14 protein-coding genes are annotated in these 12,411 nt (G+C 73.6%); 11 read left to right on the forward strand and 3 right to left on the reverse strand.

What is annotated here, in order from left to right:
• Together L0B03_RS07145 and L0B03_RS07150 are read right to left on the reverse strand one after the other, a co-directional pair.
• Positions 1–260: DUF2510 domain-containing protein (locus L0B03_RS07145; RefSeq protein ID WP_250445109.1), on the reverse strand; the 260-nt coding region annotated here is incomplete at its 3' end.
• Between the two features lie 156 nt (positions 261–416).
• Positions 417–1,283: a hypothetical protein gene (locus L0B03_RS07150; protein WP_250445110.1), complete on the reverse strand. Its 867-nt coding sequence runs from the start codon at positions 1,281–1,283 to the stop codon at positions 417–419.
• Positions 1,284–1,478: 195 nt separating this feature from the next.
• Between L0B03_RS07150 and L0B03_RS07155 the strand changes: the two genes are divergently transcribed.
• The 7 genes from L0B03_RS07155 to L0B03_RS07185 all read left to right on the forward strand — a co-directional run bounded on the left by L0B03_RS07155 (position 1,479) and on the right by L0B03_RS07185 (position 6,546).
• The gene (locus L0B03_RS07155) at positions 1,479–1,787 is read left to right on the forward strand and encodes a hypothetical protein (RefSeq protein ID WP_250445111.1); all 309 of its coding nucleotides are present in this window, start codon (positions 1,479–1,481) and stop codon (positions 1,785–1,787) included.
• Positions 1,784–3,010, forward strand: coding sequence for a hypothetical protein (locus L0B03_RS07160; RefSeq protein ID WP_250445112.1), 1,227 nt, complete (start codon positions 1,784–1,786; stop codon positions 3,008–3,010). Before L0B03_RS07155 ends, L0B03_RS07160 begins: the two co-directional genes overlap by 4 nt.
• A gap of 54 nt (positions 3,011–3,064) precedes the next feature.
• Positions 3,065–3,430, forward strand: coding sequence for a hypothetical protein (locus L0B03_RS07165; protein ID WP_250445113.1), 366 nt, complete (start codon positions 3,065–3,067; stop codon positions 3,428–3,430).
• Positions 3,427–3,915, forward strand: coding sequence for a hypothetical protein (locus L0B03_RS07170; protein WP_250445114.1), 489 nt, complete (start codon positions 3,427–3,429; stop codon positions 3,913–3,915). The genes L0B03_RS07165 and L0B03_RS07170 overlap by 4 nt, the downstream gene beginning before the upstream one ends.
• Complete coding sequence (locus L0B03_RS07175) at positions 3,912–4,682, forward strand: hypothetical protein (RefSeq protein ID WP_250445115.1); 771 nt, start codon at positions 3,912–3,914, stop codon at positions 4,680–4,682. Before L0B03_RS07170 ends, L0B03_RS07175 begins: the two co-directional genes overlap by 4 nt.
• 190 nt (positions 4,683–4,872) lie before the next feature.
• A complete protein-coding gene (locus L0B03_RS07180) occupies positions 4,873–5,262 on the forward strand; it encodes an STAS domain-containing protein (RefSeq protein ID WP_250445116.1) in 390 nt (129 codons plus the stop codon).
• A gap of 87 nt (positions 5,263–5,349) precedes the next feature.
• A complete protein-coding gene (locus L0B03_RS07185; protein WP_250445117.1) occupies positions 5,350–6,546 on the forward strand; it encodes a hypothetical protein in 1,197 nt (398 codons plus the stop codon).
• A 21-nt stretch (positions 6,547–6,567) separates the two neighbouring features.
• On the opposite strand, the gene L0B03_RS07190 is transcribed toward L0B03_RS07185, so the two are convergent.
• On the reverse strand, positions 6,568–7,176 hold the full coding sequence (locus L0B03_RS07190; RefSeq protein WP_250445119.1) for a TetR/AcrR family transcriptional regulator: 609 nt from the start codon (positions 7,174–7,176) through the stop codon (positions 6,568–6,570).
• 129 nt (positions 7,177–7,305) lie between these two features.
• On the opposite strand from L0B03_RS07190, the gene L0B03_RS07195 reads away from it, so the two are divergent.
• The 4 genes from L0B03_RS07195 to L0B03_RS07210 are packed head-to-tail and all read left to right on the forward strand — an operon-like array spanning position 7,306 to position 12,320.
• A complete protein-coding gene (locus tag L0B03_RS07195) occupies positions 7,306–7,848 on the forward strand; it encodes a hypothetical protein (RefSeq protein ID WP_250445121.1) in 543 nt (180 codons plus the stop codon).
• Positions 7,849–7,898: 50 nt separating this feature from the next.
• Complete coding sequence (locus L0B03_RS07200) at positions 7,899–9,905, forward strand: primary-amine oxidase (RefSeq protein WP_250445123.1); 2,007 nt, start codon at positions 7,899–7,901, stop codon at positions 9,903–9,905.
• On the forward strand, positions 9,898–11,337 hold the full coding sequence (locus L0B03_RS07205; protein WP_250445124.1) for an APC family permease: 1,440 nt from the start codon (positions 9,898–9,900) through the stop codon (positions 11,335–11,337). The genes L0B03_RS07200 and L0B03_RS07205 overlap by 8 nt, the downstream gene beginning before the upstream one ends.
• A gap of 59 nt (positions 11,338–11,396) precedes the next feature.
• On the forward strand, positions 11,397–12,320 hold the full coding sequence (locus tag L0B03_RS07210) for an NADP-dependent oxidoreductase (RefSeq protein ID WP_250445125.1): 924 nt from the start codon (positions 11,397–11,399) through the stop codon (positions 12,318–12,320).
• The last annotated feature ends 91 nt before the right edge of the window (positions 12,321–12,411 follow it).

The following is a 12,411-nucleotide window of genomic DNA, read 5'->3' on the forward strand; positions in this document are numbered from 1 at the left end:
GCGAGCTCGTCGGCCAGCTGCTCGAGGGCGTGCGCGACCGCACCGGTGGCTGCGCCGCGCCGTCGGGCCTCGGGCAGGTAGGTGTCGCGGACGAAGCGCAGGTTCTCGAGGTGCTGGGGGCCCAGGGCCGGGGCCGGGCGCCCGTCCCAGACACGCGCGCCGTCGGACTCCCAGGGGGTCCACTGCGCACCGTCCCACCAGCGCATGGCGGTGATGCGGTGCGGGTCTGGGTACCACCCCGCGTTCCATCGTCCCTGCACGTGCCCTCCTGCGGTCGACGTGGGCGCCATCCTGGCCTACCCGGGACAGGAGCGGGCGCGGGATCCACAACGACGACGTCCTGGGGGCCGCGGGGGCGGATCTGCCGGGGCCAACCGACTACACCTCCGCCCGCGGCACCCGGCCTCAGAACCCGATCACTCCGGGACCTGGGCCTTGCGGCGCGGGCGGATCACCATCTGCCACAGCGCGACGGGCGACAGGACGAGAACGCCGGCGAGGCCGCCGAGCATCATCCCGACGGTGACGCGCAGCGCCCAGATCCAGCCCGTCGCAGCCCCGTCGGCCTGCACCGCGTAGGCGCCGAGCGCCAAGAGGCTGCCGATCCCGCGCGACAGGTGCACGTCGTCGTCCCAGGTGAGCGCCGACCAGGGGAGGCCGAAGGTCGCCAGCCCGAGCAGGGACACCCCGAGAGCCACGAGCAGGGCCCGGAACACGAGCGGCTTGCGCTGGTTCATCTCCTCCGGCGCGGCCGGGACCTCGACCATGGGGTGACGCCCGCCGGGGACGAGGGCGAGGAGGAGAACCTTCACCCCGAGCCACACGATCCCGCCGAGCAGCACCAGGCAGGCGACCACAAGGGCCACGAGGACCGGGAACACCGCGAGGGTCGACCAGCCCTCCTCGAGCGGGAGCGGGATCAGGAGCAGCGCGAGCGCGAGCGAGAGCCCTGCCTGGGCCGTGCCCCAGCCGAGCACCCTGGCAGCGACGTCCCCGGCCAGCGACGGCGGCAGGGCCGGGGTGTCCCCCCGCGGTGCGGCGGCGTCGAGCATGCGCTGGTACCCGGGGCGCTGGCCCTTCTGGGTCCGGCGTGAGCGCTGCACCGCGTCGACGACGGCGACCACGAGGCCAGGCAGCGTCACCAGGGCCAGGGCGACGAGCAGGACCGTCTCCGCCGGGTCGCCAGCGGGGTAGCTCTCGTGCGACCTCCACCCGATCAAGATCACGAGGAGGGCGGCGAGCGGCTGGACCATGGTCGGCAACCAGGCCGTGCGAGTCGACACGGTCGGACACGGTAGCGGCCGAGCGGTGCGTGACACGGGCGCTGCCCCGTCATCGACTGTCCACAGGCGCAACGACGCGGTGCTCGTCCACAGGTGGGTCAGCCCGGCCCACAGGCCCCCTCGCCCCGTGGCTAGCTTCGGTCCCCGTCAGACGACAAGGCCGACGACGAGCAGGGGGACGACGTGGATCATGGGGTGGCGGTCAGCGCAGACGAGCTCCAGCGGGTCGAGGGGCGCGTGGCCACGGGAGCCGACACCCTGCGTGGCGGCATCAGCGACACGCAGCCGGGCGTCAGCGGAGCCGGGAGCAGCGAGGTCCTCGCCCTCGTCGCCCTGCACCGCGAGGAGGCCCGGACCATGGTCGCCGTCCTCGAGGGGGCGGTCGAGAAGCTCCAGCAGACCCGTGCCACGTACTCCGAGACCGACACCAGCGTCTGGACCCGTCTGCTCGACCTCGAGCAGGGCCAGGTGACGGCCTCCGCGCACCGCATGAGCGTGGCATGAGCATCTCCACGGTCCTCGACGTCGACCTCGCCGGCTGCTCGGCCGCCGCGGAGGAGCTGCACGCCCTCGCCGGTGAGCTCGAGGGGGCGGGCACCGTCGTCGCGGCCGCCCGTCAGACCGAGTGGGACGGCGACGCCGGTGACGCCTACCGCAGCCGCATGGCCACGGTCGTGACCCACCTCGACTCGGCCGCCGCGTGGTGCGAGAGCTCCGCGAGCGCGATCGAGGCCTTCGGCGATGCTGCCCGCTGCGCGCGCGCCACGATCGACGACGCCCGGGACGCTGCCGCGGCTGCGGGTCTCACCGTGACCGCGAGCGCGGTGCTGCCCCCTGCTACAGCGCCGGCCACGGTCGAGGTCCAGCTCGTCGGCGGTCCCGCCGTCGCGGCGCTGCTCGAGGCCGCGCACGCGATCACCCGGGTCGAGGTCGACCGCGCGCGGGGAGACCTCGAGGTGGCGCGCGAGGAGCTCGTCGAGGCATTGCGCTCGGCCGAGCAGGCCCGGTTGCCCTCGGTGGGCGAGCTGCTGCCCGACGGGGGGACCTCGATCACCGCAGGGGTCGTGCGGTCCGACGTGTTCGGGGCCTTCGTGCTCCAGCCCTCGCAGGAAGTCCTCGCGCGATACCGCCAGTTCCCCCTCCTGGTCCCGCGGGCCGACGCCCCCATGATCTCGATCACCCCGCAGCCTGCGGTGGCCACGGAGCTCGGCATCCCGCTCGTCCAGCACCGGTCCGGACTCTTCCTGCCGCAGGGCTCCACCGGCGACCCGGAGGTCCTCAAGATCAAGGAAGCCTCCCACGGGCCGACGTTCCACCGTCTCGACCGACCGACTCTCGTCACGGACCCGACCCTCGGCCGTCCCCCGACCTGGGCACGGGTGGGTGGAGGGACCCTAGGGGTCGCGGGCGCGAGCCTCACCATCTATGACGCCTACGCGGGGCAGTGGGAAGAGGACCACCTGGACCATCCCGGGTGGACGGAAGGCCAACGGGTGACCAGCGCCACCGCGACCGCCGCCATCGAGGGCGGCTCCGCGGTCGCAGGGGCATGGGCCGGCGCCAAGCTGGGCGCCGCCGCGGGCTCGTTCATCCCCATCCCCGTGGTCGGGACGGTGGGCGGCGCGCTGATCGGGGGCGCCATCGGTGCGTTCGTCGCTGGACGGCTCGGCGCGGAGGCTGCCGCTCAGGGCCGCGAGGCCATCGTCGGCCCGCGACCTCCGCGATGATGACGCCGTGCTCCCCACCTCAACGCCCTCTCGGGAGAGGCCATCGTGCTCCGCATGATCCTTGCCTACGCCTTCGCCTTCGGGATGCTGGGCCTGGGACTGGGCCACTACGCCGGTCGGCTGCGCTTCCTGAAGAACCACGTGAAGATCCACCGCTACGAGTCGCTGTCCTTCGCCTGGATCGGTGGCGGCCTCCTCATCGCCCTGTCGGCCCCGCTGGTCCAGGGCATCGAGGAGCCGTGGGCCGCCGGGGTGGCCGCCGTGCTGCACGGCACGACCCTCGGGGTGCTGCACGGCGCGACCGTCGCGGTGATGTCGGTCGGGGTGCTCGGGCTCTTCTGGATGCCGCCCTTCCTCCGCCCCGCCTGGACGAAGGAGGCCCGCCGCCCGTCTCTGCCCCCACTCCCGGAGGACCCATGACCACGACCGGCACGATGCCGACCGTGACCTGCCCGACCACCGGCGTGACGCTGCCCGTGCCGCCCGGCTGGGAGCAGGTCGACGCACCAGGCTGCACCCTCGCTCTCGCGGGCCCGCCCCGACCGGCAGCCCGGAACGGCACCGAGATGCGCGCGAGCGTCGTGGTGACGGCCCACCCCCACACCGACGGAACCAGCAGCGACGTGCACGCCCTCGGCCACGCCGCGCTCGCCGCCGCCACCCTCGAGCCGGGCAGCCAGCCGATCGCCTACGACCCGCTACCCCTGCCCGGGGCGATCGGCAGCCGGCGGCTGATCATCAGCGCGACCCAGGGCTCGCTCCCCGTGGAGATCACCCAGATCCTCGCGGTCACCGGGCACCACGCGCTCAGCATCACCGCGACCCGACCCGTCGGATACCTCGGGGACCCGGGGGCGACGACCAGCACGGTCCTGGACGGCATCGACCTGGGGGAAGGCGCATGAGCGAGGTCCCCCTCGACGCCTATCTCCTGGGGGTCGACGAACCCGTCGAGGACCTCGTCGAGATCCTCCCCGAGCAGCCCTTCGCGCCGAGCGGCGTCCAGGTCCCGGTCGAGCTCCTGGACCAGCTGAGCCCGATGCTGCGCCTGCGTCGCACCCCACCGGCGCTCGTCGAGGCCGGTCTCGCCCAGCGGCACGGCGGCCTCACCCCGATCGGGCAGCACCTGTCCCGGCTGCACCGCGACCCCGACCACCGCCTCCGGGTCGACGCGACCGCCCCCGACGGCCAGACCGGCCACCTCGAGGCATCCTTCCGCGAGGGCTACGCCGCGGTGCTCGCCACCCCGTCCCCCCTGGCCCCCGCCCCGGGCCAGCAGCGGTACGACGTCGACCCGTTCATCGACGTCGTCGACGCCGCCCAGGTGCCCGGGGTGCTCGCGGCGTGGATCGGGCTCCGACCGGCGTGGAGCCTGGCCACCGAGCCGGCGACGTTCCCCCGCCGCTACCTCGACGCCCGGCTCCGGTCGCCGTCGGCCCCGCCACCGCCCGAGGCAGACGCGCACCTGCGCCACGTGTGGGACCAGACATGGACCCCGTGGACGTTGCGCGTCACCGCCGGACCGACCGTCCGGGAGATGCTCCGCACCACCCGCACCGGCATGGTCGAGGTGCGGCCCGCCGAGACCCCCGGCGACATCCACCTCGGCGCCGCGCACTCGAGCATGGTGTGGGGAGAGCTCATCCGCTGCGCCCTCGCCTGCACCGTCTGACGCACCGCGCACGGGCCGAGGTCGCGAGCGCCAACCCGTTCCCGCACCGCACGGGCGACGGCGCCGCCGGGTCCGTACACCGACCGCCGCGCCTCCCCCGGCACCCCCCTCTCGACGCTGAGCCTGGCGCCCACCGGCCCACACGCCTACGCTCGTCCCCACTGCACTCGAGCGAGCAAAGGGGCCCGCCGTGGAGCTGCACCCGTCCGACACCGTCATGCCTTCGGCTGCTGATGGCGCCGCTGCTGAGCCCGGGCTCGCGGCCGCACCCGCCCCCTCGGCCCACGGCACCGTCAGCCTCGACGTGCAGGGCGAGCGCGTCCACGTCGTCCTGCGCGGTGAGATCGACACCACCGTCAAGGACGCGCTGTCCGAGGCCCTCGACGGCGCCGCGCACCTCGCCCTGCCCGTCGAGGTCGACTGCTCCGCCGTCACGTTCATCGACTCGAGCGGCCTGAGCGTGCTGCTGTGGTTGGCGAACGTCGCCGCCGAGCCGCCACAGCTGCTGCACGTCCCGCCGTCCCTGCACGACCTGCTCACCCTCACCGGGACCGCGCCGGCCTTCACCCTCGTGCCATGACCGCGGCGCCCGACGCCCTACGCGGCGAACGGGTGGAATCCGGTGACGAGCCCTTGATCACCGTCCGCGACGGTCGATGCCCCTCTCGTGCCCACCACCCACCCCGGCGCCATGTGGCGCGCTGACACCGGACGCCGGCCTGCCGACGCCCGGACGCGACGGACCCCGGGGCGCCTCTCCGCGAAGGCCCTCGGGGCGATCGGCCTGGCCGCGGTCGCCGTGGTCGCCGCCGGCGGGGCGAGCTCGTGGAGCGTGGAACGGGCACAGACCGGCCTCGGGATCACGATCGCGGGTGCTCCCTGGACCGAGACGGCTGAGCCACCGAGCGCCGTCGTGGAACCGACCGCCGAGGTGGTAGCCCTCGCCGACGAGGCCCACCTCGCCCCGGAGGGACGCGAGCTCCTCTACCGGGCGCAGCCGCAGATCCTCGGCGCGGCAGAGTTCGCCGGGCGCTGCGAGCAGCACCGCGCGCGGGTGCTCACGGGGGCCGTGGGCTGCTTCAACACCGGGACGGGCGAGATCGTCGCCTACGCCCCGACCGACCCGCGCCTGCGCGGGTTCCTCGTCGAGACCGTCGCCCACGAGACCCTGCACGCCGCGTGGGAGGAGCTCGAGGAGGCCACGCAGCTGGAGCTGACCGTCCTGCTCGAGGCCGAGCTGGCCGCGCTGCCCGCCGAGGCCCTCATCCACGAGCAGCTCGCGGGGTCGGTGGGCTCCTCCGCCGAGCACCGGCCGACCGAGCTGTTCGCGTACGTCGGCACCCAGGTGTGGCGGGACGGCGGGCTCGCCAGCCAGCTCGAGAGCACGTACGCACGGTTCGTCGCCGACCGCGCGGCCCTGGTCGCCGTGCACACCGGGTGGCGGGCCACCCTGACGGAGACCACCGAAGAGATCCGCGCCGCCCAGGCGACGCTCGCCGAACGCCGTCAAGCAGCAGCGCAGCAACGCGCCGAGCACGACGCCGACCTCGCCGCCGTCGACTACTACCGCCAGGCCCACCAGGAGCAGGCGGCCGACGTCGCCGCCCTGCCCCTCGACGAGCAGCAGCGGCTCGAGCTGTCCTGGACGTGGTGGGACGGCACCGAGCTGCCCATGGCCTCCGCTGCGACCACCCTCGGGGCGGCCGCCGAGCTCCTCGCCCGCGACGAGGCCGCGCTGACCTCCCGCGAGACCGACCTCGACACCGAGGACGCCGCCATCACCACCGAGCGCGACCGCATCGAGGCCTTGATCGACGATCTCGAGGCTCTCCACGAGCAGATGAGCCCGCCCTCGGCGGGATGACCGCCGCTGGATGACCGCTGGCTACGGCTGGCGACCCGCGTCGGTAAGCCACGGCTCGAGGCACGCGGCGACGAGCTCCCACTGCCGACCCTCCGTGGCCACGTCGCTGCGCAGCACGTGCTCGACCTGCTGACCCACGGTGAGGACCAGCAGCGTGTCCGCGATCACGGCGAGCGGCGCCGCCTCGACGACGTGACCGCTGGCCTGCGCCTGCCGCAGGTGCGTGACCATCTGCTCACGCCACCTGCCCTCGACCTCGGCCTGGAAGCTGCCGAGCTCGGGGTTGGTGGGCACCCTTCCCCAGAAGCTCACGACGACGAGGGCCTCGTCCTGGGTGACCTTGGCCAGCGGCAGGATCTCCTCGAGCATGGCCCGCAGTGCCGCGAGCCCCTCGAGCTCGACGCACCGCTCGGCGATGCGCTCGTTGGTGCGGTCGAAGATGAGCCGGAAGGCCCCGAAGAGGACCTGGTCGACGTTGGCGAAGTAGTGCCACAGCGCACCGCTCGAGACACCGAGCTCTGCGGCTAGCGCGCGGGACGTCGCCTGCTCCATGCCGTCCCGGGCGACCAGACGCAGGTACGCCTCGACGATCTCCCGGCGGCGCGCCTCACGATCCACGACTTTGGGCACCAGGCCATCCTCCCGTATCCCGTCTAGGACTTTTGACCTACTCGAAACAGTCACGAAACCTATGTTGAGCGCGCGCTCAATAACGTCGCAGCCAGGCCCGCAGGTTGCCCCCGACGAATCGAGCGCCCCATGGTCCACCAGCTCCTCGCTCGCCCGACCTCCGCCCCCGCACCACCCGGAGCGCCGCCGCCCGTGACCCCGTCGGCTGCGGACAAGACCCCGACGAGACCCGTCCTCCCGACCACCGCGAGCGCGAGCCCGGTGCGCCGAACCCTCGGGTTCGCGGCGGCGTCGGTCACCGCGGCCTCGGCCATCGCCCACGTGGCTGCCGCCGCGACGCACGGCTCCCTGCTGGTCGCCGTCGTGATGGTCGCGATGACAGCCGCGTGCCTGCCGTGCGCCTGGCACCTCGTCCGGCATCCCGGGTACCGCGCCTGTGCCACCTCTGCCTTCCTCTCCGCGGCGATGCTCGCGGCCCACACCGTGCTCATGGCCCCCACCACCGGAGGCAGCGGTCACGAGCACAGCGTCGCCGTCGGCGCGATGGCCGCCCACGCGGCCCCCACGGGCCTGACGACGGCGCTGCTGGTGCTGCCGGCCGTCGGCCTCGCCCTCGGGATCGCCGGGCTCGCCCTGAGCACCGACCGCCCCGGACGCATCACCCCGACCTGATCCCCGCACCCTCAACCCCGACCACCGCACCCGCACCCGCAGGAGATCCCGTGACCATCGACGCCACCGCGCCACCCGTCACCCACCCGCTCGCCCAGCTCGACGCCGCGGAGATCACCGCCGCCCGCGAGGTGCTCGAGGCCGCTGGCCTCGTCGGGGCCAGCACCCGCTTCGTCTACCTGGGCCTCGAGGAGCCCGACAAGGCCGACCTCGCCGCCGGGACCTCGACGCAGGTCCCTGAGCGTCGGGTCCGCGCCCTGCTGCACGACGTCACGAGGCCCGACGCCCACGACGTCGTCGTCTCCCTCACCCGGGGCGAGGTGGTCACCGACCGGACGCTCGACGCCGCCCTCGACGGCCAGCTGCCGGTGCTCGACGCGGAGTTCGAGCTGGTCGAGCAGGTGCTCGCGACCGACGAGCGCTGGCTCGCCGCCCTCGAGGCCCGCGGGCTCGACGTCGAGCAGGTGCGGGTCGCGCCGCTGTCGGCCGGGGTCTTCGAGTACCCGGAGGAGGAGGGACGGCGCATCCTGCGGGGCCTGGCCTTCCGCCAGGACCACCCCACCGACCACGCGTGGGCGCATCCCATCGACGGGCTCGTGGGCTACGTGGACGTCATGAACGGGACGGTCGACCAGGTCATCGACCTGGGTCCGGTCCCGATCCCGGAGGAGTCCGGCAACTTCGACGACGAGGCCGTGACCGGCCCGATGCGCACCACCCAGCGGCCCATCGAGATCACCCAGCCCGAGGGCCCGAGCTTCACCCTCGACGGCAACCTGCTCACCTGGGAGGGCTGGCAGCTGCGTGTCGGGTTCGACGCCCGTGAGGGCCTCACGCTGCACCAGATCGGCATCACCGACGGTGACCGGCTGCGGCCGATCATCCACCGGGCCTCGATCGCCGAGATGGTCGTGCCCTACGCCGACCCGTCCCCGATCCGGTCCTGGCAGAACTACTTCGACACGGGCGAGTACATGATCGGCCGCTACGCCAACGCCCTCGAGCTGGGGTGTGACTGCCTGGGCGACATCACCTACATGGACGCCGTGATCGCCGACGAGCACGGCCGGCCCCAGGTGCTGCCCAACGCGATCTGCCTGCACGAGGAGGACTTCGGCGTCCTGTGGAAGCACACCGACCTGTGGGCGGGCTCCTCCGAGACGCGCCGCCAGCGCCGCATGGTCATCAGCTTCTTCACCACGATCGGCAACTACGACTACGGCTTCTACTGGTACCTCTACCTCGACGGGACCATCGGCTTCGAGGTCAAGGCCACGGGCGTCGTCTTCACCTCGGCCTACCCCGGCAAGGGGTACCCGTACGCGAGCGAGCTCGCCCCTGGCCTGGGCGCCCCCTTCCACCAGCACCTGTTCAGCGCTCGCCTGGACATGACCGTCGACGGTGCGGCCAACACCGTCGAGGAGCTGGACTTCGTGCGGGTGCCGATGGGCCCCGGGAACCTCCGCGGCAACGCGTTCGCGCAGCAGCGCACCGTGCTCGAGAGCGAGTCCTCGGCCCAGCGGATGGCCGAGCCCGGCGTCGGACGGGTGTGGCACGTGACGAACCCGTCGAGCCACAACCGGCTCGGGGACCCGGTGGCCTACGCCCTGCTGCCCGAGGGCCAGCCCACCCTCCTGGCCGACCCGGGCAGCTCGGTGCACCGGCGCGCGACCTTCGCGACCAAGCACCTGTGGGTCACCGCCTACGACCCCGCCGAGCGCTACGCGGCCGGCGACTTCGTCAACCAGCACCCGGGCGGGGCGGGGCTGCCCGGATACGTCGCCGGGGACAGACCGGTGGCCGACGCCGACGTCGTGCTGTGGCACACCTTCGGGCTGACCCACGTCCCCCGGCCCGAGGACTGGCCGATCATGCCCGTCGACCGCACCGGCTTCCAGCTCAAGCCCGTCGGGTTCTTCGACCGCAACCCCACTCTCGACGTCCCCGCCAACGCCAGCGCGCACTGCCGCTCGCGCGCCGCGGGGACCTCCGACCCGTCCGGCACGACCTCCTGCTCGTCCACCCCCACCCAGACGAAGGACACCTGCCATGAGTGAGCTCGCCCCTCCCGCCCCCAGCACCTCCGACGGGGCCCCCGAGGCCCCACCGAGCTCAGGGCTGCGCGGCACGATCGGCGTCGTCGGGATCGTCTTCCTCGTGGTCGCAGCAGCCGCACCTCTGACGGCGATCGGCGGTGCCCTGCCCGTCATGCTCGCCATCGGCAACGGGGCAGGCAGCCCCACCGCGTACCTGGTGGTCGCCGTCGTGCTCCTCGTCTTCAGCGTCGGGTACGCCGCCATGAGCAGGCACGTGGTCGACGCCGGCGCGTTCTACGCCTACGTCACCCGGGGCCTGGGCGTGCCCGTGGGGCTCGGCGCCGGTGGGCTCGCGCTCCTGACGTACACCGCCGTCCTGGCCGCGGTGTACGGGCTGGCCGGCGCGACCGCGCAGGGGCTCGTGCTGCAGCTCGGCGGGCCCGAGCTGCCGTGGTGGGTGTGGTCCTTCGTGCTCATGGCAGCGGTCGGGACCCTCGGCTACCGGAACGTCGACGTCGGCGCGAAGGTGCTGGGCGTCGTCCTCACCCTCGAGATCGGCGTGATCGCCGTCGTCGCCGTGGCCGTCATCGCCCAGGGCGGAGCCGACGGGCTGGACCTGGTGCCCTTCACTCCCACGGCCTTCTTCAGCGGGGCACCCGGCATCAGCGTCATGTTCGCCGTCGCCTCCTTCATCGGCTTCGAGGCCACCGCGATCTACGCCGAGGAGGCGCGCGAGCCGCGCCGCACCGTGCCGATCGCCACCTACACCGCGGTGCTGCTCATCGGTGGGTTCTACGCGATCGCCAGCTGGGCCTTCGTGCAGGCCTTCGGCTCGGGCGACGTGGTCGCAGCAGCCCTCGCCGACCCGGACCTGATCTTCACCGCCACGGCTGCCTACGTGCACCCCGTCCTGGCCGACGTCATGATCGTCCTGCTCCTCAGCAGCCTCTTCGCCGCCCTCCTGGCCTTCCACAACGCGATCTCGCGCTACCTGTTCTCCCTGTCCCGCCGCGGCGTGATGCCCGCAGCCCTGCACCGCACGCACCCGCGCCACGGCTCCCCCTACGTCGGGTCCCTCGCGCAGACGGGATCGGCCGTCGTGGTGGTCGGAGCCTTCGCCGTGGCGGGGGCGGACCCGGTGCTCCAGCTCTTCACCTGGATGTCAGGCCTCGCGACCGTCAGCGTCCTGCTGCTCATGGCCCTGACGAGCGTCTCGGTCATCGCGTTCTTCGCGCGGCGCGACGTCGACCGTCGCGTGTGGCACACCCGCGTCGCCCCGGCGCTGGGCACCGTGGGACTCCTCGGCCTGCTGGGCCTGGTGCTCGCGAACTTCACCACCCTGATCGACGGCAGCGGCGCGCTCGCCGCCGTGCTCCTGCTGGTCATCGCGGTGGCCTTCGCCGGAGGCGTCGTCGCCGCCTACGTCCGCCGGGCACGGGACGGGGTGAGGTAGGCGACATCCGTCACGGGGGCGCGCGGAACATCCCCGCGCCCCCGTGACGTTGCCCGAGGATGAGAGCCATCACCTTCTCCCGCTACGGCGGCCCTGACGTCCTCGAGATGACCGACCTCCCCACCCCCAAGGTCGGCCCCGACTCGGTGCTCGTCCGCGTGCACGCGACCTCCGTGAACCCCGTGGACTGGAAGGTCCGCGAGGGGTACCTCGACCAGATCATGGAGACGGTGTTCCCGGCGGTGCCCGGCTGGGACGTCGCCGGGGTCGTCGAGCAGGTCGGCCTGGACACCCCCGAGCTGGAGGTCGGCGACGAGGTCTACGGCTACGTGCGCACCGACGTGGTGCACGGCGGGACGACGGCGGAGCTCGTCGCCGCCCCGGTCCGCACCCTCGCCCGCAAGCCCACCACCGTCTCCTTCGAGGAGGCCGCGGCCCTGCCCCTCGCCGGGCTGACCGCCTACCAGGCCCTGGCCCGGCTCGAGGTCGGCACCGACGACACCGTGCTGATCCACAACGCCGCCGGGGGCGTCGGTGGCTTCGCGGTGCAGATCGCCCGGGCCCTGGGCGCCCGCGTCATCGGCACGGCCTCCCCCGCCCGGCACGAGTACGTGCGCAGCCTCGGCGCCGAGCCCGTCCCCTACGGCGACCCCATGGTCGCTGCCGTCCGCGAGCTGGCCCCCGAGGGGGTCGACGTCGTCCTGGACCTGGTGGGGGGCGGCGTCGTCCGCTCCACCCCCGAGGTGGGCACCGCCGACGTGCGGATCGCCTCGATCGCCGACCCCGAGGTCGCGGAGGTGGGCGGGGTCAACATGTGGGTGCGGCCCGACGCCGCCGACCTCGCGGCCCTCGCCGCCCTGGTCGACCAGGGCAAGGTGCGGGTCGAGATCGCCCAGACCTTCCCCCTCGAGGAGACCGCCGCCGCCCACGCGCTCAGCGCCGAGGGCCACGTGCAGGGCAAGGTCGTCATCCGTGTCTCCTGACCGCACGGGCAGCGCGCCCGACAGGGGCGTGTGGCGGCCCCGCACCTCGCCGCCCGGGGGTGCGCCCGCCACGCCGCCCGGCCCCGGCCAG

This window comes from Actinotalea sp. C106 (assembly GCF_023630195.1).
In the GTDB taxonomy this organism is placed as follows: Bacteria; Actinomycetota; Actinomycetes; order Actinomycetales; family Cellulomonadaceae; genus Actinotalea.